This window comes from Kitasatospora sp. NPDC059747 (genome assembly GCF_042732955.1).
In the GTDB taxonomy this organism is placed as follows: domain Bacteria; phylum Actinomycetota; class Actinomycetes; order Streptomycetales; family Streptomycetaceae; genus Kitasatospora.
Window position 1 is genome coordinate 1 of record NZ_JBHWGV010000001.1, and the last position, 24,323, is coordinate 24,323.

Here is a 24,323-nt window from a genome sequence, read left to right on the forward strand (position 1 = left end):
GGGGGGGGGGGGGGGGGGGGCGGCCGGTCGCGGGGGGGGGGGGCGGGGGTGGGGGTCAGTCTTTGGCGGCCCGCCTTCTTGGCGCGTGCCTTGCGGCCGCCCCCCCCCAAATTCCTTTTACCGAGGCCGTGACGGGATTCGAACCCGTGTGTACCGCTTTGCAGACGGTTCCCTGAGCCTCTCGGGCACACGGCCAGTGAATTCAGGATGGCGGATTCCGTGAATGGGGTCAACGCTGTTTTGTAAATTCTGTATGGCAATGTGTGCTACGGTCGGGGACAAGTGGCGTTTTCCCGCCACTCCGGACGAGCGCGTCGTACCCGGTGACGACAAGACGGCGCAGTTCAGCGGCAATCCGGCCGCTGTGGACTGCGGAGGTTCGTACCGTCATGGCCTGGCTCGTTCTGATCGTCTCGGGTGTCCTGGAAACCGTCTGGGCGGTCGCCCTGGAGTCGTCCAAGGGCTTCACCCGCCTCGTCCCCGGCCTCGTCTTCGGCGTCGCCCTGCTGCTGAGCATGGGCGGACTGGCGTACGCGATGCGCACCATCCCGATCGGCACCGGCTACGCGGTGTGGGTCGGCATCGGCGCGGTCGGCACTGCGCTCTACGGCATGGCCGTCCTGGGCGACGCGGTGACCCTGGCCCGGATCGGCTGCCTGCTGCTGATCGTCTCCGGCGTGGTCGGCCTGAAGGTGCTCCACTGACCCGGTGCCGGGGCGTGTCCCGAGGCGTGTCCTAGGTCCTGCGGCGGAGTCGACCACCGACTCCGGTCAGGGGTCCAAACACCGGACGGCCCTTACGATATTACGTATGACCACTGCCTCCCCCACCTCGGTCGACTCCGCCCCGATACCCGTCGAGAACGACCCCGGCGGCGGGGTGCTCAGCGGCCGCTACCGCGCCCTCACGCTGGGGATCGTGTCGGTGGTCCTGCTGCTCGCCTTCGAGGCGACGGCGGTCAACACCGCGATGCCGGTGGCGGCCCGGCAGCTGGACGGCCTCGGTCTGTACGCCTTCGCCTTCTCCGGCTACTTCACCACCACGCTGTTCGCCCTGGTCGTCTCCGGCCAGTGGTGCGACCGGCGCGGCCCGCTGCAACCGCTGTTCACCGGCATCGCGGTGTTCGGCGCGGGCCTGGTGGTGGCCGGGACGGCGCCGGGGATGTGGCTGTTCGTGGCCGGGCGGGCGGTCCAGGGCCTGGGCGGCGGGCTGGTGATCGTCGCGCTGTACGTCGTGGTCGGCCGGGCCTACCCGGAACGGCTGCGGCCCTCCGTGTTCGCGGCCTTCTCCTCGGCCTGGGTGCTCCCCTCGATCGTCGGACCGGTCGTCTCCGGAGCCGTCACCCAGCACCTGGGCTGGCGCTGGGTGTTCCTGGCCGTGCCGGCGCTGATCCTGCTGCCGCTCGCGGTGATGGGCCCGGCGCTGGCCCGGTCGGAGCGCGAGCACCCCGTGCCGAAGGGCGCGGAGTTCGACCGCCGCCGCACCGTGCTGGCCGCGATGGCGGCGCTCGGCGCCGGCCTGCTGCAGTACGCGGGCCAGCGGCTGGACCCGATCGGGCTGCTCCCGGCGGCGGCCGGTGCGGCGCTGCTGCTGCCGGCGGTGCTCGGGCTGCTGCCCGAGGGCACGCTGCGGGCCGGGCGCGGTCTGCCGACGGTGATCCTGCTGCGCGGCGTGGCCGCCGGGGCGTTCTTCGCGGCGGAGGCGTTCATCCCGCTGATGATGGTCACCCAGCGCGGCCTGTCGCCGACGCTGGCCGGGCTCACGCTGACCAGCGGCGGGCTGTCCTGGGCGCTGGGCTCGTGGCTGCAGGGCCGTCCGGGCGCCGAGCGCCACCGCGAGGCGATGATCCGGGGCGGGTTCGTGCTGACCGCGGTGGCGATCGCGGGGGCGGCGCTGGTGCTGGTCCCGGCCGTGCCGGTCTGGGCGGCGGCGGTGGCCTGGGGCGTCGGCGGCATCGGGATGGGGCTGACGGTCGCGAGCGTCAGCGTGCTGATGATGAAGCTGTCCGCGCCGCAGGACGCCGGGGCCAACTCGGCCTCGCTGCAGATGAGCGACGCGCTCGGCAACGTCCTGCTGGTGGGCCTCGCCGGGGTGCTCTTCTCGGCGCTGGGCGGCGGTTCGGTGGCGGTCGCCCACGGGAACGCCGAAGGCGCCGGGTCGCCCGGCGCCTTCGCGGTGATCTTCCTGACGATGACCGGGGTGGCCCTGCTGGGGGCGCTGGTCTCCGGCCGGGTCCGCAGGGCCTGACGGTCAGCCGACGGCGGCGGCCGGGGCGGTGGCCGGGGCGGTGGCGGTGGGGGACGGCGGCGCCGCCGGGGTGCCGAGGAAGCTCTCCCAGCCACCCGCCGGGGCCTGGCCCGGGGCGAGGGTCTGCAGCTTGCGCAGCACCGCCGGGTCCTGGGCGTCCAGCCAGTCGACCAGCTGGCGGAAGGACACCAGCCGGACCTCGGGCTTGCTCGCGATGGACTTGAAGGCGTCCTCGACGGCGTTCATGTAGATGCCGCCGTTCCACTCCTCGAAGTGGTTGCCGATGATGTACGGCGCCCGGTTGCCGTTGTAGGTGCGGTCGAAGCCCATCAGGTAGGCGTCGCGCGCCTGGGCCTGGAAGCCCGGGTAGAGCGCGGGGTCGGCCTTGGTGTTGGGGCCGCACTGGTTGAACATGATGTTGTAGTCCATCGACAGCACCTGGAAGGTGTGCCCGGGGAACGGGATGGACTGCAGCGGGAGGTCCCACAGGGCGCCGCCCTGGATCTTCTGCGGCCAGACCTGGCTGCCGTTGCCGCTGCTGTCGTAGCGCCAGCCGCGCTTGACGGCGGTGGGCAGCAGGTTGCGCTGGCCCTCCAGGCACGGGGTCCGGCTGCCGATCAGCTCCTTGCCGTAGTCGAACGGCAGCGCCGGCAGGTCGGTGAACCCGGTGTTCGTCCGCCAGTTCGTCACGAAGTCCATGGCCTGCTGGATCTCGCTGTCCCACTCCTCCGGGGACCACTTCCCGACGCCGGTGGAGCCGCAGAAGTGGCCGTTGAAGTGGGTGCCGATCTCGTGGCCCTCCAGCCAGGCGGCGTGGACGTTCTCCAGCGTGTCGTGGATGTGCTGGTCGCTGAGGTAACCGATCTCGGAGGCGCCGGCCTTGTGCTGGGGCGGGCGGTAGAGGTCCTTCTTGGACTCCGGCAGCAGGTAGAGGCCGCTGAGGAAGAAGGTCATCGACGCGTTGTGCTCCTGCGCCAGCCGGCGGAAGCGGGCGAACAGGCCGTTGTCGAGCTCGCCGGCGCCGTCCCAGGAGAAGACGACGAACTGCGGCGGGCGCTCGCCCGGCTTGAGCCGGTCGGGGACGGGCTGGCGGGGCTGGGCGCCGGTGTCGGAGGTGGAGCCGTCGCCGATCAGCACGACCTGCGGCTTGGCCGGTGCCGGGGCCGGGGTGGCGGGCGGCTCGGTGGTCCCGGCGGGGGCCGGGGTTCCCGTCGCGTGCTCTCCGCCGCCGGCGGCGGTGGTCCCGCAGCCCGCCACCAGGGCGGCGGCGCCGGCCGCGCCGGCGGCCAGCAGGGTGCGACGGGATAGGGAGTCCATGGTCACTCCGTTCATGAGGCGTTCGGCAGGCGTGCAGGCATGCGAAAGTCCGGTCGGACAAGTGGGGTGATAGAACCCGTGACCGGGTCAGCATGGCATGCGAACGCATTCGGTCTGCGAGTCGCCACGTACGGTCTCAAGTGATCGCCCGATGGATGCAACCGGACGGACTCGCTCCGTCGTCGATGGTGTGCGAGGTCGGACCCGCCGTGCCTGGGTGAGGCGGTACCTCGTCGCGCTCCGTGACGGAGCCACCACTCGGCGCACGGGTGACGGCCCTAGCCCTGCCGTTTGGGGGGGATTGGTATGACCATCGTATGGACGTGCCTTAGGGTCCCGTCCGGTTCAATTGGTTCCCAGGAAACTCCCAGGAATCGGGAAGTCGTCGGCAGAGGGGAGCGCCCGTGGGCGCCCAACAGCGCAGGAGCCCGTGGCCGGGCACCATCGCGGCCGGTGCCGCGATGGTCCTCGGCGCCTGGCTGCTGCACGACGGCGGCCCCGGCGAGCTCCCTCCCGCGCCCGGCGCCGGGCAGTCCCTGAGCGGGTTCGCCCCGGTCTCGGTCGTCCCGCCGCTCGGCCCGTCCGTGCCGACCCGGATCCGCATCCCCGCCGTCAAGCTCGACGCCCCGGTCACCGGTCTCGGCCTGGAGGCCGACGGCCGGCTCCAGGCGCCGCCCGCGGCGGACCGCAACCTCGCCGGCTGGTACCGCGGCGGGGCGACCCCGGGCCAGCGGGGGACCGCCATCGTCGCGGGCCACGTGGACAACAAGAGCGGCCCGGCCGTCTTCTACCATCTGGGTGCTCTCCACCGCGGTGACCGGATCGAATTCGTCCGCGCGGACGGCGCCACCGCCGTCTACCAGCTGTACGCCATCGAAGTGCACGACCGAAAGGACTTCCCGGACGACCGGGTGTACGGACAGGCCGCCGACGCGCAGCTGCGGGTGATCACCTGCGGCGGTGCGTACAGCGAGGAACACGGCTACGAAGGCAATGTCGTGGCCTACGGTTTCCTGGCCGACACCACCCGGCCGGGGAAAGCGGCATGACCCCGATCACCCTCGCCAACCGCTGGAACCCACTCGACTGGCCGCTGACGCACGGCCCGATCCCGTACGCCGTGCTGGCCGCGGGCTGGGGTGCGCTGCTCGTGCTCGCCGTCGCCCGCAACCGCTCGTGGTGGAGCTTCCGGCTGCCGGCCGCGCTGTTCACCGCGGCGGCGATCAGCCTGCTGCTGGGCGTGGTCGTCGACGACTGGTGGCACCCCTTCCCGGAGGGCACCCCGGACTACGTCACGTGGTGGATCGCCGTCGCCCTGGTGGGCTTCTGCCTGGTCGGCTACCGCTTCCGCGGGATCTCCTGGCGGCGCCGCGGGCTCGTGCTCGGCCTCGGCTCGCTGGTGCTGCTGATGTCCGCGTCGCAGATCAACATCGGCTTCGGCCAGTACCCGAACGGCAAGATCATGCTGGCGCCGTTCCTCACCGACACCGGGGCGAAGATCGCCCCGAAGGTCGCCGAGACCGCGAGCGCGCCGCCGGACAAGGCGCTCTCGGAGGTCTGGACGCGCCCGCCCGGCCTGCCCGCCAAGGGCACCGTCTCGCAGGTGTACATACCCGGGGCCAAGTCCGGCTTCGTCGGCCGCAGCGCCTACGTCTACCTGCCGCCCGCCTACCAGGCCAGCCCGCGGCCGCTGCTGCCGGTGCTCGTGCTGATCACCGGTCAGCCCGGAACGCCCGGGGACTGGGTGCTCAACGCCCAGGTGAACGAGTCGCTGGACGCGTTCGCGGCGGAGCACGGCGGCCTCGCACCGATCGTCGTGATGCCCGACCAGCTGGGCTCTACCTGGGGGAACACGCTCTGCATGGACTCGAAGATCGCGAAGGCGCAGACCTACCTCGCCGCCGACGTCCCCGACTGGATCGACAAGCACCTGCAGACCGCCAAGGGCCGGGGGTCCTGGGCCGTGGGCGGCGCCTCGATGGGCGGCACCTGCGCCCTCCAGCTCGGCATCAACGCGCCCGACGTCTACGGCACCGTCCTCGACATGTCCGGCCAGGAGGAGCCCACCCTGGGCACCCGGGACGAGACCGTCAGGAAGGCCTTCGGCGGTGACCAGGCCAAGTTCGAGGCCGTCGACCCGCTCTCGGTGATGGCCCACCGCAAGTTCCCCGACACCAACGTCGCGATCGTCGTCGGCCGCTGGGACAACGACTTCCGGTCGGGAATGGAGAAGGTCTACCAAGCCGTCCAGACGGCGGGTATGAAGGCCAAGTTCGACCTGGTCCAGGGCGGGCACGGCTGGGGGGCCTGGCGGATCGGCATCGCCGAGCAGCTGCCCTGGATCGCCCGCCAGACCGGGCTGCTCAAGTGAGCCGCACCCAGGCGGCCGCAGCCGTCGTCGCCAGGCCGGAGGTGGTCGTGGACCAGGAGCCGGTCACCCGTACGCCCGTCACCCGCACCCCGGAGCCGCGGCCGCAGCGCGTGCGCCGGACCGCCCGGCTGGTCGGTGCTCGGCTGCGCTCGGCCCCGCTCACGATGGGGGCGCTCGTCGTCCTGTGGGGCGTCGGCGCGGCCACCGGGAGCCTGTCCGGCGGGCCGTCGGGCCGCGTGCTCCGGCAGGCCGGGACCGGCGTGCAGACGCTCTCCGAGGGCCGCTGGTGGACGCCGTTCACCTCGCTGTTCTGGTGCGCCGGGATCGGCGCGTACGTGTTCACCAGCCTGCTGCTGCTCCTCGTCGGCCCGGCCGCCGAGCGGCGGCTCGGCCGGTGGCGCACCCTCGGGGTGCTGGTCGTGGGGCAGGCCGCGGGCACCCTGCTCGGCACCGCGCTGGTCGCGGCCGGCTCCCGGGCCGGCGAGCAGTGGACCGACTCGGTGGTCGACCAGGTCGCGATCGGCCCCGGCCCCGGCCTGTTCGCCCTGGCCGCGGTGCTCGGCTACCGGCTCACCGTGCTGTGGCGCCGCCGGATGCACCTGCTGGTGCTGCTCGTGCCGCTGGTCATGACGCTGTACGTCGGTCACCTGCAGAGCGTCCAGCGGTGCGCCGCCGCGCTGCTCGGGCTCGGCGCGGGCGCGCTGCTCACCCGCGGGCGGCTGCTGCTGCGCACCCACCGCTCCTCGCACACCGAGACCCGGGTGCTGGTGGCGCTGTGCCTGGTCGCCGCCGCCTTCGGCCCGCTGATCGCCTCGCTGTACGACAACGCGGCCGGGCCGTTCAACACCTTCTCCGAGCTGTACTTCTCGCACCGGCTCAGCCCCGAGGAGGTCGCCGACTTCTGCGCGATGTCGGTGCACGACTGCGCCCGCGCGCACGCCGTCGAGCGGATCTTCGACACCCCGGGCCGGCTGATGGCGGCGCTGTTCCCGGCGCTGCTGCTGGTGCTCGCCGAGGGGCTGCGCCGCGGGCTGCGGTTCGCCTGGCGGATCACCGTCGTCACCGAACTGCTGTGGGTGGCGCTGCTGGTGTGGCTGTACAACGACTCCGGGCCGGACGCCGGGGACGTGATCCAGTACTTCGTCGAGGCACTGCTGCTGCCGCTGCTGACCACGGCCCTGCTGCTCGCCACCCGCCAGCGGTTCCGGCTGCGGCTGGCGGGCCGGGCGGTCCGTCGGCTGGCGGTCGTCCTGGGCGGCGCCGCGCTCGCGGCCGCCGCGGCGTACACGGTCCTCGGGGTGCTGGTCGCCGGCCAGTTCGAGCCGGGGGCCACGTTCCGCGGGCTGGTGCACGGGCTGCCCGCGCAGTTCCTGCCGCCCGCCTACAACGACCTGCTGCCGGACTACCCGATCGCGGTCGGCCCGGTGGCGCGGTTCCTGGAGACGTACTGCGGGCTGGTGTTCTGGGCGGTCGCGCTGACCGCGCTGCTGCTGGCCTTCCGCCGGCCGGTGGTCCACACGGACGCCGCGGCCGCGGAGCGGGCCCGCGCACTGCTGACCGCGCACGGCGGCGGGACGCTGTCCTTCATCACCACGTGGGACGGCAATCACTACTGGTTCGACGAGGAGGGCCGGGCGGCCGTCGCCTACCGGGTGCTCAACACGGTGGCGCTGACCACCGGGGACCCGTTCGGCGAGCCCGCGGCCCGCGCCGGGGCGGTGGCCGGCTTCGCGCGCTACTGCGACGCGCGCGGCTGGACCCCGTGCTTCTACAGCGTCTCCCGGGACACCAGGGCCGCCGCCGAGCAGCTCGGCTGGCGCTCGGTGCAGGTCGCCGAGGACACCGTGGTCGCGCTGCCCGAGCTGGCCTTCACCGGCCGCAAGTGGCAGGACATCCGCACGGCCCTCAACAAGGCGGGCAAGCAGGGCATCACCGCCGAGTGGTGGGCCTACCACGAGGCGCCGCTCGCGCTGAAGGACCAGATCCGCTCGATCTCGGAGGAGTGGGTCTCCGAGAAGGGCCTGCCCGAGATGGGCTTCACGCTCGGCGGTCTGGAGGAGCTGGACGACCCGGACGTCCGGGTGCTGGTGGCGGTGGACGAGCAGGGCGTCGTGCACGGGCTGACCAGCTGGATGCCGGTGTACGAGGACGGCGTGCCGGTCGGCTGGACGCTGGACTTCATGCGCCGGCGCTCGGACGGCTTCCGCGGCGTGAACGAGTTCCTGATCGCCTCGGCCGCGCTCGGCTTCAAGGAGGAGGGCGCGCGCTTCCTGTCGCTGTCCGGCGCGCCGCTGGCCCGCTCGGGGCAGGACGAGCCCACCGGGCTGCAGCGGATGCTGGACTGGATGGGCCGGGTGCTGGAGCCGGTGTACGGGTTCCGCTCGCTGCTCGCGTTCAAGTCCAAGTTCCAGCCGGAGTACCGGCCGATGTTCATGGCCTACCCCGACCCGGCCGGGCTGCCCAGCATCACCCGGGCGATCGGCAAGGCCTACCTGCCGCACCTGACGGCGGCGCAGGGGGTCCGGCTGATGCGCCGGCTGTCGGGCTGACCGGGAGCGGTGCGGGCGGTCGCCGGCCGCGGGCGCGGGGGCGCTCGCGGACGCCGGTCCGCCGGTCAGCCGAGCAGCTCGGCGAGTGCGCGGTCGGCGTCCAGGTGCAGGTGCTCCTCGCCCTCCGGGACGAGCAGCCGGCTGCGCCACAGGAAGCGGCGCAGGTCGGCGGTGTCGAACCGGAGCAGCGCGGTGCCCTCCGGGGCCCGCAGCTCGACCATGGTGCGGCGTCCGGCGGCGGGGCGGACGTGGACGTCGCCGAGCCCGGCGGGCAGCTCCAGGCCCGCCGAGAGCAGGTGGCGGGCGAACACCCAGACGATGTCGTCGGCGGCCTCCGCGCCGTCGCGGGGGCCGTCGGCGGGCTCGTCGAGGGAGAACTCCGCGGGGAAGCCCATCCGGACGGCGAGCGGGTCCTCCGGGCGGTAGGCGAGGGTGACCCGCAGGCGGACCGAGCGGTGGAGGGTGAGGAGCAGGCGGGCCTGGACGGTCTCTTCGACGGCACTGTGGTGCACGGCAGGGTCCTTTCGGGGGTCGGGCGGGGCCTCGGTGGGGCGGCCCCACACCGGTGAGAGCGGGGGGACGGCTTCCGCTTACGTGGTTCAGGGGGTTTTTCGGTGTGACCTGCGTCACGTCGATTTCCGGCCGTCCGCCGGCCGCGGGGCTCCCGGGCGGAGCCGGGTCGGAGCGCTGGAACGGTGCCGGGGCCGGTAGGCTGGGCGGGTTGTCCGATCGCCGCCCGACTGCGGGAGGAGGCCGCAAAACCGCCTCTGACCTGCGATGATCCCCTTCGGAGCCCGTGAGTACCGCCGCCGCCTCCTCGATGCCGCTCTTCTCCGACGTGTCGGAGCCGGACGCTCCCGTCCGGACCGCCGGCCATGCCGCACCCGCCTCCTCGCACCACCTCTCGCCGGCCTTCCCCGGCCGTGCCCCCTGGGGTACGGCGGGCAAGCTGCGTGCCTGGCAGCAGGGGGCGCTGGACAAGTACATCGAGACGCAGCCGCGCGATTTCCTCGCGGTCGCCACCCCGGGCGCGGGGAAGACCACCTTCGCGCTCACCCTCGCCTCGTACCTGCTGCACAACCACCTCGTGCAGCAGGTGACCGTCGTCGCGCCGACCGAGCACCTGAAGAAGCAGTGGGCCGAGGCCGCCGCGCGCATAGGCATCAGGCTGGACCCGGCGTACTCGTCCGGGCCGCTCTCCCGGGACTACCACGGCATCGTGGTCACCTACGCGGGCGTGGGGGTGAACCCGATGCTGCACCGCAACCGGACCGAGGCCCGCAAGACCCTCGTGATCATGGACGAGATCCACCACGCCGGTGACTCGAAGTCCTGGGGCGAGGCCTGTTTCGAGGCCTTCGAGCCGGCCGCCCGGCGGCTCGCGCTGACCGGTACGCCGTTCCGCTCGGACACCAACCCGATCCCGTTCGTCCAGTACGAGGCGGGCGGCGACGGCATCCGCAAGTCCGTCGCCGACTACACCTACGGCTACGGGCACGCGCTCGCCGACCACGTCGTGCGCCCGGTGATCTTCCTCAGCTACAGCGGCAACATGCGCTGGCGCACCAAGTCCGGCGACGAGCTGGAGGCCCGGCTCGGCGAGCCGATGACCAAGGACCTGATCGCCCAGGCCTGGCGCACCGCGCTGGCCCCGCAGGGCGAGTGGATCCCGTCCGTCCTCCAGGCCGCCGACCGGCGGCTGACCGAGGTCCGCAAGGCCATCCCGGACGCCGGCGGGCTCGTCATCGCCACCGACCAGACCGTGGCCCGCGCCTACGCCAAGATCCTGCGCGAGATCAGCGGCGAGAAGGTCACCCTGGTGCTGTCGGACGAGGCCGAGGCGTCCAAGCGCATCTCCGACTTCTCGGCGGGCACCTCCCGCTGGATGGTCGCGGTCCGCATGGTGTCCGAGGGCGTCGACGTGCCCCGGCTGGCCGTCGGGGTGTACGCGACCTCGATCTCCACCCCGCTGTTCTTCGCCCAGGCCGTGGGCCGCTTCGTGCGCGCCCGCAAGCGCGGCGAGACGGCCTCGGTCTTCCTGCCGACCATCCCGATGCTGCTGGGCTTCGCCAACGAGATGGAGCTCCAGCGGGACCACGTGCTGGACCGCCCCAAGAAGGAGGGCGAGGGCCTGTTCGACGAGGAGGACCGGCTGCTCGCCGAGGCCGAGCGGGCCAACGACGGCCCGGACGGCGCCGGCGGCGACGAGTTCTCCTACGAGGCGATCGGCTCCGACGCGGTCTTCGACCGGGTGCTGTACAACGCCATGGAGTTCGGCATGCAGGCCCACCCGGGGAGCGAGGAGGAGGAGGACTACCTCGGCATCCCGGGCCTGCTGGAGCCGGACCAGGTGCAGATGCTGCTCCAGAAGCGCCAGCACCGCCAGATCCAGCGCAGCAAGACCAAGCCCGCCGAGGAGGCCGACCTGCTGGAGCTGCCGGCCGAGCAGCGGCCGGTCGTCACCCACCAGGAACTGCGCGAGCTGCGCAAGGAGTTGAACGCCCTGGTGGCGGCCTGGCACCACCGCACCAGCCAGCCGCACGGCACGATCCACAACGAGCTGCGCCGCGAGTGCGGCGGCCCGCTGACCGCCCAGGCGACGGCGAATCAGCTGAAGGCGCGGATCGCCCGAATCCGGGAATGGGCGAAGTAACGGTACGTCAGTGGATTCCTCCCGTTCGGTAAGGGGAGAATCCGGAGCGCGGTAACGCGTTATGACATTCCGGTATAGCTGGTGGAATTGTCGGGGCGATCGGTGTGATCATCCGATAGTGTTCCGCGTGCCGCGCTGCCACCGGACCCGTCCGTGCTGCGCGCCGACCCGACCGGGCCGGCCGTCAGCGACGGTGGAACGGCGGGCACCTCACCACCCGGCAGGCGACGGATCTCGCGGTCGGGCCAGTCAGACCAAGGAGCACAGCGAACGTGTCGTACCCCCCTCAGCCCGGCCAGCCGTACCCGGGCCAGCCGTACCCCGGTCAGCCGTACCCGGGCCAGCCGGAGTACTCGGACAAGTCGAAGATCGTCGCGGGCATCCTGCAGCTCTTCCTCGGCGGGTTCGGCATCGGCCGCTTCTACACCGGTCACATCGGCATGGGCATCGCCCAGCTCCTGACCTGCGGTGGTTTCGGCTTCTGGGCCCTGATCGACGGCATCATGTTCCTGGTCAGCAACGACCGCACGGACGCCCAGGGCCGTCTGCTGCGCGGCTGACCTTGAGCACGCCACGCACGGCACGCCGCCCCGGCTCCGGCCGGGGCGGCTTCGCCGTGCCCGCGCGCCTGCGCACCGCGGGCCCGCCGCTGGCCGTGCTCCTCGGCGGCCTGGCCGGCTCGGCCTACCTGTGGTCGCGCGACCCCCACCTGCCCGGGCAGGCGCTGCCGTTCTGCCCCTGGCGCCGGATCACCGGCCTGCAGTGCCCCGGCTGCGGCGGCACCCGGATGACCTACGACCTCCTGCACGGCGACCTCGCGGCCGCGTTCCACGACAACGCGATGCTGCTGATCTCCCTCCCGCTGGTCGCCCTGATGTACGTGACCTGGCTGCGCGAGGGACTGGCCGGCCGCAGCTGGCGGCCGCCGCTCGGGCGGCGCGGCACGGCGGCGGTGCTCGGCACCGCGGTGGCCTGGACGGTGCTGCGCAACCTCTGGTGAGCGGCCCCGCGCCCGCGGCGGAAACGGCTCCCGCGGCCCGGCCCCCCGAGGCCCCCGACACTCCGAAGTGTCCGGACTTCGGACTGTGCTCGAACTAGAGGTCGGGTGGGGCGGTCGATATGCGGCCTTCTGCCCCGATTCGTTCCGGGTGCCGCAATCGATCACGACCGAATTTTGGACAACCACTTCCGTCGCGACATTTCCTTCACTACCTTTCCCACACGCTCTTCCGCCGGGTCACCCCCGAGAGACGGGCGCCGCAGGGCTCGCACGGGCGTCATGGATTCGCACCGCGATTCGCACTGCGCGACCCGAGCGCGGCCACCCCCCCATCTGCGCGCGAAACCCCGCCCCGGGCCGGCCCCCACCGGTCCGTGAGCCGCCGCGGAAAGGAATGCCCGTCGTGACAGCCGAGACCTCCCAGACCCTGGACCGTGGCGTCCGGGTGCTCAAGCTCCTCGCCGACTCCGAGCGCGGCCTCACCGTCACCGAACTGGCCGCCCGGCTGGCCGTCAACCGGACCGTCGTCTACCGGCTGCTGGCCACCCTCGAACAGCACGGACTCGTCCGCCGCGACATCGGCGGCCGGGCCCGGGTCGGCCTCGGCGTGCTGCGCCTGGCCCACCGGGTGCACCCGCTGCTGCGCGAGGCCGCCCTGCCGGCCCTGCGCAGCCTGGCCGAGGACCTCGGCGCCACCGCCCACCTCACCCTGGTGGACGGCAACGAGGCGCTCGCGGTCGCCGTCGTCGAACCGAGCTGGACGGACTTCCACGTCGCCTACCGCACCGGCCTGCGCCATCCGCTCACCGAGAGCGCCGCGGGCCGGGCGATCCTGGAGGCGCGCACCTTCCCCCACCAGCGGCGGCCCGAGCAGGGCTTCGTCATCACCCGTGCGGAGGAGCAGTCCGGGGCGTGCGGCGCCGCCGCCGCGCTGCTCGGGCTGAGCGGCGTCGAGGGCAGCGTCGGCGTGGTGATGCTGAACGGGCTGGTGCCCGAGCGGGTCGGGCCCCGGGTCGTCGAGGCCGCCACCGAGGTCGCCGACGCCCTGCGGTAGTGCCCGGGCGGGACGTCCGGTGTGTTTGGATTCCTCCTGTGTCCGACTCCAAGCTGACCAAGGCCCTGACCGCCCCGCGCACCCGTGCGCTCACGCTCTGCGGGGTGCTGGTCGCCGCGCTGTTCGGGGTGGCCGGGTTCGTCCCGCTGCCGTACACGCTGACCTGGCCCGGCGTGACCGCGGACACCCTCGGCAGCTACCACGACAAGCCCGTGCTCACCATCACCGGGGCGCCGCTGCGCACCACCGGCGGCGAGCTGCGGATGGTCACCATCTCGGCCACCAACCCGGGGGAGCGGACCACCCTCTGGCGCTCCCTGGAGGCCTGGGTCGACCCGAACGAGGCGGTGCGCCCGACCGAGTCGGTGTACCCGCAGAGCAACCCGGCCAAGGCCGAGCAGGAGACGGCGCAGCAGATGACCGAGTCGCAGGACAGCGCGACCACGGCCGCGCTCGCCTACCTGCACCTGTCGCCGGACCAGGTCAAGGTGAAGGTCGACCTCGGCGACGTGGGCGGCCCGAGCGCCGGCCAGATGCTGGCGCTCGGGATCATCGACAAGCTGGCCGGCGACGGCAAGGGCGGCGACCTCACCGGCGGGCTGACCATCGCGGGCACCGGCACCATCGACGACCAGGGCAACGTCGGGGCGGTGGGCGGCGTGCCGCTGAAGACGCAGGCGGCCGCGCGGGACGGTGCGACGGTGTTCCTGCTGCCCAAGGACGAGTGCACGGACGCCGGCGTGAACAAGCCCGCGCAGTTGCGGCTGGTGCCGGTCGGCACGCTCGCCGAGGCGGTCTCGGCGCTGGACGCGCTCAAGAGCGGCGGCAGCGTTCCGTCCTGCTGAGCGCCGACCGGGTTCCGGCTATTCGGCGGCGGCCTGGTCCACCAGCGGCAGGATGCGGTAGGGGACCGGGTTCTCCAGGGCGATCGCCGTCGAGGAGCGGACGATCCCGTCGAAGCCCACCACGCGGTCGATCACCCGCTGGAGGTCGGCGTTGGAGCGGGCCACGATCCGCACCATCATGTCCCCGGCCCCGGTGATCGTGTGCAGTTCCAGCACCTCGGGCACGCTCGCCAGGTGGGCCCGGACGTCCGCGCCCTGGCCCTGGGAGATCTCCAGGGTCGCGAAGGCCGTCACCGGGTAGCCCAGCGCGGCCGGGTCCACCTCGGGGCCGAAGCCGCCGATCACGCCCTTGGCCTGGAGCCGGTCCAGCCGGGCCTGCACGGTGCCGCGGGCCACCTGGAGGCGGCGCGAGCACTCCAGCACGCCGATCCGGGGCTCCTCGGCGAGCAGGCGGATCAGCCGGCCGTCCAGCGCGTCGATCGCGTCGTTCGTGCCGCCGGCCGGGCCGGTGGCGGTGGCGGACGCGGTGGCGGAAGGGCCCTGCGGGGTGGGGGAGTTGGGCGAGCCGGGCGAGCTCGGGGAGTGGTCGGGGGGCATCGCGGCTCCGTCCTCCGGTGGGCATTCTGTACAGCGGTGCGGCCGATTCTCCCGCCCCGGCGCACAGCTTGACCAGGATGAAACGGAACAGTTGCGCGCAGGTCGGCCCGGCGCCACCCTCCAGCCACGAACCCGTGCCGCCGGGCCCCACACCGGCGGGCGGGGGACCGTCGTGGTCCCGTACGCCCACCGGGAGGACGTCATGACCGACACCGCAGCCGGACCCCTCCGGCGGCCGAGGCCCTCCGGGAGACCGGTCGGGCTCGCGGCCCGGGGCGAGGAGCCCGACCTCGTCCCGATGGGCCGCGCCGACGCGGTGGTCTTCGCGGTCGGCGACGCCGAGCGGGCCGCCCGGCGCTACACGGAGGCGCTCGGCCTGCGCTGCACCGCCTACGCGGGGCCGGAGACCGGCGAACCGGAGACCGTCTCCTACGTGCTGGACGCGCCCGGCACCCGGTTCGTGATCACCTCGCTGGTGCAGGTGATCGGCCCGCGCGGGCGGGAGCTGGCCCGGCACCTGGCCCGCCACGGGGACGGCGTGCTGGACCTCGCGGTGGCCGTGCCGGACGTGTACTACGCGTACGACTACGCGGTGGACCGGGGAGCGGTCTCGCTCGCCGAGCCGTACGTCGTGCGGGACCGGCACGGCACGGTGGCGCTCGCCGCGATCGGGATGCCCGGCGGGACCCGGCACACGCTGGTGGACCGCTCGCGCTACGCCGGGCCGTACCTGCCGGGGTACGTGCCGTTCCGGGGCTGGTGAGCCCGGGGGCCCGGCCGGCGGGGCGTCAGCGGACCGCCGTCTCGACGATCGGCGGGTGGCCGTTCCAGTAGACGAACACCGAGTTGGCCTGGTTGTCCTTGGTGAAGTCCACCCGCATCCACTGGTCGCCGTTCCACACCTGCATCTGCCAGCCCGGGTCCGGGGTGGCCGAGACGAGCGAGGCCCGGTCCGGGCGGATGTCCAGGGCGACCCGGCCGCCGGGCACCGGGTAGCTCTTCACCGAGGACGTCGCCGTGGTGGCCGCGGGCACCGGGCGGCGCGAGGCCGGCGGGGCGGCGGCCGTGGAGGCCGGCGCGCGGGAGGCCGAGGCGGACGGGGAGACGGGCTGGGCGGACACGTCGGGCTGCGGCGCGGACCGCTCCTCGCCCGGGCTCGCGGTCGGCGTGCGCGGGCCGCCGCCGGTGGCCGGGGAGGGCAGCGGCAGGGCCTTGGGCTGCTCGAACGCGTCGCCGGTCAGCACGGCGTGCACGCCGAACCAGGACAGCGCCACCGCCGCCCCGGTGGCCGCCGCCCAGGCGCCGAGTTGTACCAGTCCGTTCCGCATCGTGCGGACATCCTGCCGTACTCCGTGCCCGGGCGGACCGGCACCCCCGTTAATAGGAAGGGGAGTTGCACAATGTCCGGGCCGCGCCCCCGCCGCCCCCCGACCGACCCCCGAGGTACAGACCAGTGACCGCCCATGGCGTACCGTGCAGGGCCATGGCAACAGTGCTCGTGGTCGAGGACGACCCCTTCGTACGTTCCGCGCTCATCCGGCACCTGACCGACACCGGTCACGCCGTCCGCAGCGTGGGCACGGCCCTGGAGGCGCTGCGGGAGGTCGCCCAGGTCGGCTGCGACCTGGTGATCCTCGACCTGGGGCTGCCCGACCTGGACGGCAGCGAGGCGCTCAAGATGATCAGAGGGCTGACCAACGTACCGGTGATCATCTCCACCGCCCGGGACGACGAGGCCGAGATCGTCCGGCTGCTCAACGACGGCGCCGACGACTACTTGGTGAAACCTTTCTCCGGAGAGCACCTGAGCGCCCGGATGGCCGCCGTGCTGCGCCGCATCGGCGGCGGAGCCGCCCCCGTCGCCCAGGTGCTGCGGGTCGGCGGGCTGGCCATCGACCTCCAGCGCCGCGAGGCCGTCCTGGACGGGCGGCTGCTCGACCTGACCCGCCGCGAGTTCGACCTGCTGGCCTTCCTCGCGGCCCGCCCCGGCGTCGTGGTGCCGCGCAAGGAGATCCTCGCCGAGGTCTGGCAGCAGACCTACGGCGGCGACCAGACCATCGACGTCCACCTCTCCTGGCTGCGCCGCAAGCTCGGCGAGACCGCCTCCAGCCCCCGCTACCTGCACACCGTCCGCGGCGTCGGGGTGCGGCTGGAGGCCGCCGGGGACCAGGGGGAGCACCGGACATGAGGCGCCCGGACACCGGGCGGTTCGGGCTCTCGCTGCGCTGGGCGCTGATCAAGGCGGCCGTCGCCGGGACCACCATGGTCGCGCTGGCCTTCCTCATCCCGCTCGGCCTGATGGTCCAGCAGACCGCCCGGGACCGCGCCTTCACCGCGGCCGAGCGGCAGGCCGCGGCGCTCGGCCCGGCCCTCGCCATCACCACCGACCAGGACGCCATCGACCGCGCCCTGGCCAGCACCGACGCCGGCGCCCAGAACCGGATGGCCGTCCACCTGCCCGCCAGGGTGCCGCCCGCCGTCGCGCCCGGCGACGGCGGCCCCGGCGGACCGACCATCGGTCAGGCCCGGGCCGCCGCGGCCGACGTCTCCACCGCGAGCGGACAGGGCCGCTCCTTCACGGTCGGGGTGCCCGGCGGCTACGCGCTCCTCCAGCCGGTCGCGGTCGACACCGGCCGGACGGCCGTCGTCGAGGTGTTCGTCGCCGACGGCGACCTCACCCGCGGCGTCACCACCGCCTGGCTGGTCCTCTCCGCGGTCGCGCTCGGCCTGGTCGCCATCTCGGTGCTGGTCGCCGACCGGATGGGCACCCGGATCGTCGCCTCGGCCCGCCGGCTCGCCTCCGCCGCCCGCTCGCTGGGCGCGGGCGACCTCGCCGTCCGGGTGCCGGTCGACGGCCGGGTGGCGGCCGGCAGTCCCGAAGAACTGCGGGAGGCCGGCCACGCGTTCAACACGATGGCCGACCGGGTGGTCCAACTCCTCGCCGCCGAACGGGAACTGGCCGCCGACCTGTCGCACCGGCTGCGCACCCCGCTCACCGTCCTGCGGCTCAACGCCGCCTCCCTCGGCGAGGGCGACGCCGCCGACGCCACCCGGCACGCCGTCGCCCAGCTGGAGCGCGAGGTCGACCAGATCATCCGCTCGGCCCGCCGCTCGCCCGGGGACGCGCCCGTCGTCGCCGTCGGCTGCGACGTCACCGAGGTGCTCCGCGAGCGGGTCGGCTTCTGGTCCGCGCTCGCCGAGGACGAGGGCCGCCGCTGGCAGCTCGCCGGGGCCGACCGGCCCCTGCCGGTGCCGGTGCAGCGCGGCGACCTGGCCGCGGTGGTGGACGCGCTGCTCGGCAACGTGTTCCGGCACACGGCGGTCGGCACCGCGTTCTCGGTGGACGTCCTCGCGACGGACGGCTCGGTCATCGTGCTGGTCGGCGACGCGGGCCCGGGCTTCAGCGACCCGGCCGCCGCCCTCAAGCGCGGCGAGGGCCACGGCGGCGAGGGCTCGACCGGCCTCGGGCTGGACATCGTCCGCAAGCTCGCCGAGTCCACCGGCGGCGACCTCGCCCTCGGCCGCTCCGCCGTGCTCGGCGGCGCCGAGCTCCGCCTGCGCCTGCGGACCCGCCCGGAGGTCGCCTCCCCGCGCACCGGGCGGCGCCGCAGCCGTGCCGCGCTGTTCCAGAAGTAGTCGTTCGTGCAAGGGAGTTCACGGGATGGGCTGGTACGTCGAGGCGTTCGAACGGGACGGCGACGCGCTGCTCGCCGAGTACCCGCTGCCCGGATTCACCGAGGCCGACGCCGTCCGGGTGGTGGGCGACCACCCGGACATGACGGCGTGCTTCCCGCTGGACGCCGGGCAGCTCGCCGCGCCGGCCGGCCGGATCGGCACCGCGCCGGATCCCGAGGCCGCCGCCTACTTCCTGAGCGTGTTCGCCGACCGACGCTCCGGACGTCTTCCTTAACGGCCCCCTAAGGGAGTTCTACCCCTCGCTCAGCAGGCCCGTTCCGGCCCTCCGGCGCCGCTAGCGTCGGTCCCGCCGGTCACCCGACCGAGCCGGGACAGCCGTCCGGACACCGCTATGCACCCGCGTCCGGCCGGCGGTCTCCCGTAGGCACCCGCGGAGGTAGCGCGCCCATGACGATCCAGCCCGACCGCCGTTCCGGCCACCGCAGGCGCAGCCGCAGGGGCGCCGTCATCGGGGCCTCGGCGGTGGCCGCCGCACTGGTCGCGGGCGGTGCCGTCGTCCTCGCCACCTCGGCGAGCGCCGCCTCGCTCGGCGCGGTCTACAGCCGGACCAGCACCTGGGACTCCGGCTACACCGGCCAGTACCTGGTGACCAACCCGGACGCCGCGGCGATCGACGACTGGACGCTCACCTTCGACCTCCCGGCCGGGGCGAGGATCGACTCGCTCTGGAACGCGACCTTCACCGCCGACGGGCAGCACGTCACCGTCCGGCCGGAGTCGTGGGACAAGCGGCTGGAGCCCGGCAAGAGCGTCGTGGTCGGCTTCGTCGCCCAGGGCGCCGGCGCGGCGCAGGGCGAGCCGGCCAACTGTCTGATCAACCACACGTCCTGCAAGGGCGGCGACGGCAGCGTGCCGACCCCCTCGGGCCGTCCGACCGCGACGGCCACCCCCACGGCGACGGCGACCCCCACCGCCACCGCGACCGCGACCGCGACCGCGACCGCGACCGCCAAGCCCAGCCCGACCGCGACGGCGACCACGAAGCCGACCACCCCGGCCCCCACCCCCACGGCGACCGGTGTGCCCGTGCCCCCGCCCGCCGCCGGGGCCGGCTTCGCCCCGTACGTCGACACCTCGCTCTACCCGCCGTACGACCTGGTCGCCACCGCCAAGGCCACCGGCGTGAAGAACTTCAACCTCGCGTTCGTCGTGTCCGGCGGCGGCTGCACCCCCAAGTGGGGCGGCGTCAGCGATCTCTCCACCGACGCCGTGGCCGCCCAGATCGGCGCGCTGCGGGCGGCCGGCGGTGACGTCCGGGCGTCCTTCGGCGGCGCCAACGGCACCGAGCTCGCCGCCGCGTGCTCCTCCGTCGCCGACCTGGCCGCCGCCTACCAGAAGGTCGTCGACGCGTACGGCCTCACCCGGCTCGACTTCGACGTCGAGGGCGGCGCGATCGCCGACGCCGCCGCCAACGGCCGGCGCGCCCAGGCCATCGCCCAGCTCCAGCGGACCGCCGCCGCCAAGAGCCGGCCCCTGGACGTCTCCTTCACCCTGCCCGCGCTGCCCTCCGGCCTGACCCAGGACGGCGTCGAGCTGGTCGCCGGCGCCAAGGCCGCCGGCGTCGCGATCGGTGCCGTCAACATCATGGCGATGGACTTCGGCGACGGCGTCGCCCCGAACCCGCAGGGCCGGATGGGCACGTACGCGATCGCCGCGGCCACCGCGACCCAGGCCCAGGTGAAGAGCGTGCTCGGGCTGGACGACGCGGCCGCCTGGCGCAAGGTCGCCGTCACCCCGATGATCGGCGTCAACGACGTCGCCAGCGAGGTGTTCACCGTCGCCGACGCCAAGCAGCTCGCCGACTTCGCCGCCGGCAAGCACCTGGCCTGGCTGGCGATGTGGTCCGGCACCCGGGACAAGGCCTGCGACGGCGGTGCGAAGGCCTACGCCGACGCGAGCTGCAGCAGCATCGTCCAGCAGCCGCTGGACTTCACCCGGGCCTTCGGCGCCTACACCGGCTGACCTCGGGCCGGACCCGCTTCCCCTCCCCGCGCCCGGGCCGGGCGTGCTCCGATCCGCGACGGAGCACGCCCGGCCCGGGCCTTTCGTCACCCTGCGTGATCGTCCGTGGCCGGGCCCGCCCGGCGGCCATCCGGTATCGTCGCTGGTTGGCCGAGCGGTGGACGGAGTGGACAGTGACAGCGGTGCAAGACGAGCGCAGCCCGGTGCGGACCGCACCCGACCCCTCGCCCGGCCCCCTGTCGGAACGGCTGAAGCACGCGTTCGGCGCACCCGTCCGCTCCCTGCGCGAGGCCCCCCGCCGGCCGCTGCTGGCCGTCTCGGCCGTGGCGTTGCTCTCCCTGGTCGTGTACGCCGTGGTCCGCCACTTCGTGCACACCTCGATGGTCGACATGATCGTCTACCGGGCCGAGGGCGCCGCCGTCGCCAACGGCACCGACCTGTACGCACTGCGCGTCACCGAGTGGAACCTCCCCGCGACCTACCCCCCGTTCGCGGCCATGCTGTTCGTCCCCACGACCTGGTTCCCGGTGCCGTTCCTGCGGGTGGCGATCACTCTCGGCAACCTCGGGCTGCTGGCGCTGCTCACCCACCTGTCGTTCAAGCTGGTCGGCTGGCCGCGCAGGGAACTGCGGCCGCTCGGCGTGATCCTGGTGACCGGCTGCGGCGTCTGGCTCGAACCGGTGTTCACCACGCTCCGCTACGGCCAGATCAACCTCGCGCTCGCCTGCCTGATCCTCTGGGACCTCACCCGCCCGGACGCCCGGCGCAGCAAGGGCGTGGCGATCGGCATCGCGGCCGGCCTCAAGCTCACCCCCGGCCTGTTCGCCGTCTACCTGCTGCTCACCGGCCGGATCCGGGCCGCCTTCGTGGCCGGCCTCACCTTCCTCGGCACCTTCCTGATCGGCGCGGTCGCCCTGCCCGACGCCACCTGGGGCTTCTGGACCAAGTACCTCTACGACTCGTCCCGGGTCGGCAAGACCGAGATCGTCGACAACCAGTCGCTGCGCGGCGCCTTCGCCCGCCTCCTGCACGCCGCCGACCCCGGCACGCTCGCCACCCTCGGGGCCGGCGCGGCCGCCGTCGCCGGGCTCTTCGTCGCGGCCTGGGCCGCCCGCAGCTCCCGCTGGCTGCCGCGCGCCGAGGCCTGGGGCGTGTGCTGCGCCGCCGTCACCGCCGTGCTGATCTCCCCGATCAGCTGGACCCACCACTGGGTGTGGTGCGTGCCGGTGCTCGTCCTGCTCGCCGCCGAGGCCTCCGTCGAGCACGCCCGCCCGGCGGCCGTCCGCAGGGTCCGCTGGCGGGCCGCGTTCTGGGCCACGCTCCTCGCGTTCTTCTCCTTCGCGATGTGGGCCGCCAAGCCGCAGGGGCCGGCCGTCCTGCACATGGGGCCGCTGCGCCAGCTGCCCACCTCCGTCTACCCGTGGGTCGGGCTCTGCTTCCTGCTCGCCGCCGCCATCCGGATACGGGCCCGGCGGCGGGCCGGCGGCGCACCGGTGGTCCGGCTGCCCGGGCAGCGCGACGGCGGACCCGGCGCCGCGCGCGAGCGTCAGCAGGCCCCCGCGGCCCGCTGAGCCGCGCCGGGCCCGGCCCGGCGTCGGGTCGGGTGCGGGCCGGTGGTGGGCCGGGTGCCGCTGCGGCCGGTCCCCGTCCGGCCGGGTGCCCCCGTCGGGGCGGATCCTCACGCGAGCAGCTCGGCGAGCGAGCCGTCCATGTCCAGCGCGGCCAGCTCGCTGCCCGGGGGGACGAGCCGGTGCGCCCGCTCCAGCCAGGCCGCGACGACCGGCAGCGGCGCCTCCAGCAGCGCGTCCCCGGCGGGGGAGCTCAGCGCCAGGCACAGCACGCTGCGCCGGCCCGAGCGGGTGGGCCAGATCCGCACGTCGCCCTGGCCGCACGGGCGGAACGTGCCCTCGACCAGCAGCTCGCGGGCGAACACCCAGGTCACCGGGGAGCCGGAGTCCAGGTGGAAGGTGATGTAGACCGCGTACGGGTCGTGGCTGCCGTACGACAGGCGGGCCTGGACGGGGACGCTGTGTTCGGGGGAGAGCACCAGGTTGAGCTCCAGCTCGTGCTCGACCACGCTGACGGGGCGATCCATGATCGTCTTCCTCTCTGCCTTCGGTTCGTGCCCGGTTTCGGGCCCTGTGACCTTTGAGAGAGCGGTCCGCACCGGCTCTTACTCGTGTTTCCGGAATTTCTTCGGGAAGTTCGACCCGGGGTTGTGAGCGGATGGGGCGAGGGCGCGCGACCGCATTCGCGCGCCAGGGGGCGGCGCGGCCGGATCCCATACCCCGGGCGGGCTCCCGGTGTCCGGTGATTCGCCAACTTCCCGTCACCGGTCCGCCGAGGTACTACCCTTTGTGACTGCCCGGCGACTGTCCGCCCTTCCGGTGATGCCCCCGCACGCACCGACCGCGTAGCCGCCCGCCGCGCCCCGGGCCGCCCGCGGGCCCGCCGGGCGGGCGTGCCGCGGTGGCGCCGCCGGGACCTGCCAGGAAAGAAGACCCTGCATGACGGACCAGTCCTTCGCCGGCGGCGCGGACACGGCGGTCGGGCCCGAGCCGGGCTACTACCCCGACCCCTCGATCCCGGGCTTCGTCCGGTACTGGGGCGGCTCCGCCTGGGTGCCGGGCACCAGCCGGCCCGCCCCGGCGGAGGGCGAGGTGCTGGAGCCGCCGCGTTTCGCGGCCCGGCGGCCGGGGGCGGGTGCCGGTGCCCTGGCAGGGGTGCGGCCGGTGCCGCCGCCCGCGCCCGCCCGGGAACCGGAGCCCGCCGCGTCGGACGGCGGGGGCGGCGCCGGGGAGCGCGCCTCCGGGGACACCGGGCCGGTGTACCTGGACCAGACGGAGGGCGGGGCGTCGTTCGTCGTGGGGCCGCGGATGGAACCGGTCGTGGAGCCGGCAGTGGAGCCGGTTGTGCAACCGGTCGGCGGGCCGGTGTTCCGGACGGGCGGGGAGGAGGCCGGTGGCCCTGGTGCTTCCGGTGTCTCCGGTGAGCCGTCGATGGCGGTGGACGCGTCCGGGTGGCAGGTCGATCCTCGGGCGCAGCGGGGGCTGATGGAGACGGGCGGGGCGCCGCGCTGGGTCTCGTGGGGGGTGCTTCCGGAGGCGCCCGGGGAAGAAGAGGGGCGCGCGGGCGAGGGGCGCACTCCGGTTGATGAGGCGGCGGCGGTCGGCGCCGATCCGGTGGCGGTCGGCGCGGCCGGCGGCCCTGCGGCGGTGCTCGTCGCGGGCGTTCCGGCTGCGCCGACTGCCACGACTTCCACGACTGCTCCGGCTTCTCCGGCCTTTCCGGGGTCCTCGGCTTCTCCGGCTTCTTCGGATTCTCTGGCTTCTCCGGCTTCTCCGGTGGCGGTGCGGGCGCCGGAGCGGGCGACGGTCGCAGAGCCGGTTCTCGCCGTACCCGCCGCCGCTTCGGAAGAGCCCGGCAAGGCTGCGGAAGCGGGGGCGGCCCAGGCCCCGGCCCCGGCGCCGACCCCCGCCGCCCGTCCGCAGCGGCAGGCCGCCAAGCGCCGCCGCCCCGCCCCCGCCCCGCCCGCCGGGCTCGGACGGCGTCTCGTCGCGCGCGCCGTCGACACCGCCGTCCTCGCGGTCGTCGCCACCGCGGCCGGGATCCCGCTCGGCAACTCCGTGTCCGACCACATCCAGCAGAAGCTCGACCAGGCCCGGTTGGCCAGCGCCCTCAGCCGCCACGAGGTCCAGGTGTGGCTCGTGGACGACGTCGTGGTCGGCAAGATCGCCGTCCTGCTCGGCATCCTGCTCTTCGTCAGCCTGCTCTACGAGGTGCTGCCGACCGCCCGCACCGGCCAGACCTTCGGCAAGCGGCTCACCGGGATCCGGGTGGCCGACGCGGCCGCCTCCCCGAGCGCCGCCGTCCGCACCCGGCTGAGCCTCGGCCGGTCACTGCTGCGGTGGGTCGTCAGACAGCTCTCCCTCCTCGTCCCCGTCGCCCTGCTCTGGCCGCTGCTCGACCGCTCGGCCCGGCGCGGCTGGCACGACCGGGCGGCGCGCACCCGGGTCGTCCGCGACTGAGCGG

Annotated in this window: 22 protein-coding genes, 1 tRNA gene and 1 riboswitch; of the genes, 17 read left to right on the top strand and 6 right to left on the bottom strand. The window is 74.1% G+C overall.

Going from position 1 to position 24,323, the window contains the following annotated elements; translation table 11 throughout:
- Positions 1 to 123: 123 nt before the first annotated feature.
- Positions 124 to 195, bottom strand: a tRNA-Cys gene (locus tag ACFV4G_RS00005).
- Positions 196 to 278: 83 nt separating this feature from the next.
- Positions 279 to 344: riboswitch (guanidine-III (ykkC-III) riboswitch) on the top strand.
- A 45-nt stretch (positions 345 to 389) separates the two neighbouring features.
- On the opposite strand from ACFV4G_RS00005, the gene ACFV4G_RS00010 reads away from it, so the two are divergent.
- Positions 390 to 704 carry an SMR family transporter gene (locus tag ACFV4G_RS00010; protein ID WP_359960387.1) on the top strand — a complete coding sequence of 105 codons (315 nt, stop codon included), beginning with the start codon at positions 390 to 392 and terminating at the stop codon, positions 702 to 704.
- A gap of 106 nt (positions 705 to 810) precedes the next feature.
- The gene (locus tag ACFV4G_RS00015) at positions 811 to 2,247 is read left to right on the top strand and encodes an MFS transporter (protein ID WP_380435109.1); all 1,437 of its coding nucleotides are present in this window, start codon (positions 811 to 813) and stop codon (positions 2,245 to 2,247) included.
- 3 nt (positions 2,248 to 2,250) lie between these two features.
- On the opposite strand, the gene ACFV4G_RS00020 is transcribed toward ACFV4G_RS00015, so the two are convergent.
- A complete protein-coding gene (locus ACFV4G_RS00020) occupies positions 2,251 to 3,564 on the bottom strand; it encodes a hypothetical protein (protein ID WP_380435110.1) in 1,314 nt (437 codons plus the stop codon).
- 461 nt (positions 3,565 to 4,025) lie between these two features.
- Between ACFV4G_RS00020 and ACFV4G_RS00025 the strand changes: the two genes are divergently transcribed.
- Genes ACFV4G_RS00025 through ACFV4G_RS00035 form a run of 3 tightly spaced genes read left to right on the top strand, consistent with a single transcriptional unit; the run spans position 4,026 to position 8,484 of the window.
- Complete coding sequence (locus tag ACFV4G_RS00025) at positions 4,026 to 4,613, top strand: class F sortase (protein ID WP_380435292.1); 588 nt, start codon at positions 4,026 to 4,028, stop codon at positions 4,611 to 4,613.
- Positions 4,610 to 5,935: an alpha/beta hydrolase gene (locus ACFV4G_RS00030; RefSeq protein WP_380435111.1), complete on the top strand. Its 1,326-nt coding sequence runs from the start codon at positions 4,610 to 4,612 to the stop codon at positions 5,933 to 5,935. Before ACFV4G_RS00025 ends, ACFV4G_RS00030 begins: the two co-directional genes overlap by 4 nt.
- Positions 5,932 to 8,484: a rhomboid family intramembrane serine protease gene (locus tag ACFV4G_RS00035; protein ID WP_380435112.1), complete on the top strand. Its 2,553-nt coding sequence runs from the start codon at positions 5,932 to 5,934 to the stop codon at positions 8,482 to 8,484. The genes ACFV4G_RS00030 and ACFV4G_RS00035 overlap by 4 nt, the downstream gene beginning before the upstream one ends.
- Before the next feature lie 65 nt (positions 8,485 to 8,549).
- Here ACFV4G_RS00035 and ACFV4G_RS00040 read toward each other — a convergent pair whose 3' ends face one another.
- On the bottom strand, positions 8,550 to 8,996 hold the full coding sequence (locus tag ACFV4G_RS00040; RefSeq protein ID WP_380435113.1) for an SsgA family sporulation/cell division regulator: 447 nt from the start codon (positions 8,994 to 8,996) through the stop codon (positions 8,550 to 8,552).
- A gap of 308 nt (positions 8,997 to 9,304) precedes the next feature.
- Here ACFV4G_RS00040 and ACFV4G_RS00045 point away from each other — a divergent pair, with 308 nt between their 5' ends.
- From ACFV4G_RS00045 to ACFV4G_RS00065, 5 genes are all read left to right on the top strand, one after another.
- Positions 9,305 to 11,137 (top strand): DEAD/DEAH box helicase, encoded by a 1,833-nt coding sequence (locus ACFV4G_RS00045; protein ID WP_380435293.1) that lies wholly within the window; start codon positions 9,305 to 9,307, stop codon positions 11,135 to 11,137.
- 272 nt (positions 11,138 to 11,409) lie between these two features.
- Positions 11,410 to 11,697, top strand: coding sequence for a TM2 domain-containing protein (locus ACFV4G_RS00050; protein ID WP_380435114.1), 288 nt, complete (start codon positions 11,410 to 11,412; stop codon positions 11,695 to 11,697).
- A gap of 2 nt (positions 11,698 to 11,699) precedes the next feature.
- Positions 11,700 to 12,137: a DUF2752 domain-containing protein gene (locus tag ACFV4G_RS00055; protein ID WP_380435115.1), complete on the top strand. Its 438-nt coding sequence runs from the start codon at positions 11,700 to 11,702 to the stop codon at positions 12,135 to 12,137.
- A 403-nt stretch (positions 12,138 to 12,540) separates the two neighbouring features.
- Positions 12,541 to 13,191 carry a helix-turn-helix domain-containing protein gene (locus ACFV4G_RS00060; protein ID WP_359960406.1) on the top strand — a complete coding sequence of 217 codons (651 nt, stop codon included), beginning with the start codon at positions 12,541 to 12,543 and terminating at the stop codon, positions 13,189 to 13,191.
- A 38-nt stretch (positions 13,192 to 13,229) separates the two neighbouring features.
- Entirely contained in the window at positions 13,230 to 14,036 is an 807-nt protein-coding gene (locus ACFV4G_RS00065) for a S16 family serine protease (RefSeq protein ID WP_380435116.1), read from the top strand.
- Positions 14,037 to 14,054: 18 nt separating this feature from the next.
- Here the strand turns inward: ACFV4G_RS00065 and ACFV4G_RS00070 are convergent, their stop codons facing one another.
- On the bottom strand, positions 14,055 to 14,633 hold the full coding sequence (locus ACFV4G_RS00070) for an Lrp/AsnC family transcriptional regulator (protein WP_380435117.1): 579 nt from the start codon (positions 14,631 to 14,633) through the stop codon (positions 14,055 to 14,057).
- 202 nt (positions 14,634 to 14,835) lie between these two features.
- On the opposite strand from ACFV4G_RS00070, the gene ACFV4G_RS00075 reads away from it, so the two are divergent.
- On the top strand, positions 14,836 to 15,396 hold the full coding sequence (locus tag ACFV4G_RS00075) for a VOC family protein (protein ID WP_380435118.1): 561 nt from the start codon (positions 14,836 to 14,838) through the stop codon (positions 15,394 to 15,396).
- Between the two features lie 25 nt (positions 15,397 to 15,421).
- Here the strand turns inward: ACFV4G_RS00075 and ACFV4G_RS00080 are convergent, their stop codons facing one another.
- Entirely contained in the window at positions 15,422 to 15,961 is a 540-nt protein-coding gene (locus ACFV4G_RS00080) for a hypothetical protein (protein ID WP_380435119.1), read from the bottom strand.
- Positions 15,962 to 16,116: 155 nt separating this feature from the next.
- Between ACFV4G_RS00080 and ACFV4G_RS00085 the strand changes: the two genes are divergently transcribed.
- The 5 genes from ACFV4G_RS00085 (at position 16,117) to ACFV4G_RS00105 (ending at position 21,862) form a co-directional block, all read left to right on the top strand.
- Positions 16,117 to 16,821: a response regulator transcription factor gene (locus ACFV4G_RS00085; protein ID WP_380435120.1), complete on the top strand. Its 705-nt coding sequence runs from the start codon at positions 16,117 to 16,119 to the stop codon at positions 16,819 to 16,821.
- 32 nt (positions 16,822 to 16,853) lie between these two features.
- Positions 16,854 to 18,269 carry a sensor histidine kinase gene (locus ACFV4G_RS00090; RefSeq protein WP_380435294.1) on the top strand — a complete coding sequence of 472 codons (1,416 nt, stop codon included), beginning with the start codon at positions 16,854 to 16,856 and terminating at the stop codon, positions 18,267 to 18,269.
- A 25-nt stretch (positions 18,270 to 18,294) separates the two neighbouring features.
- Positions 18,295 to 18,543: a hypothetical protein gene (locus ACFV4G_RS00095; RefSeq protein WP_380435121.1), complete on the top strand. Its 249-nt coding sequence runs from the start codon at positions 18,295 to 18,297 to the stop codon at positions 18,541 to 18,543.
- A 173-nt stretch (positions 18,544 to 18,716) separates the two neighbouring features.
- Positions 18,717 to 20,291: a cellulose binding domain-containing protein gene (locus ACFV4G_RS00100; RefSeq protein ID WP_380435122.1), complete on the top strand. Its 1,575-nt coding sequence runs from the start codon at positions 18,717 to 18,719 to the stop codon at positions 20,289 to 20,291.
- Between the two features lie 173 nt (positions 20,292 to 20,464).
- Positions 20,465 to 21,862, top strand: coding sequence for a glycosyltransferase 87 family protein (locus ACFV4G_RS00105; protein ID WP_380435123.1), 1,398 nt, complete (start codon positions 20,465 to 20,467; stop codon positions 21,860 to 21,862).
- A gap of 107 nt (positions 21,863 to 21,969) precedes the next feature.
- Here the strand turns inward: ACFV4G_RS00105 and ACFV4G_RS00110 are convergent, their stop codons facing one another.
- Positions 21,970 to 22,386 carry an SsgA family sporulation/cell division regulator gene (locus ACFV4G_RS00110; protein ID WP_380435124.1) on the bottom strand — a complete coding sequence of 139 codons (417 nt, stop codon included), beginning with the start codon at positions 22,384 to 22,386 and terminating at the stop codon, positions 21,970 to 21,972.
- Positions 22,387 to 22,798: 412 nt separating this feature from the next.
- On the opposite strand from ACFV4G_RS00110, the gene ACFV4G_RS00115 reads away from it, so the two are divergent.
- Positions 22,799 to 24,319, top strand: a complete 1,521-nt coding sequence (locus tag ACFV4G_RS00115; RefSeq protein WP_380435125.1) for an RDD family protein — start codon at positions 22,799 to 22,801, stop codon at positions 24,317 to 24,319.
- Positions 24,320 to 24,323 lie beyond the last annotated feature (4 nt).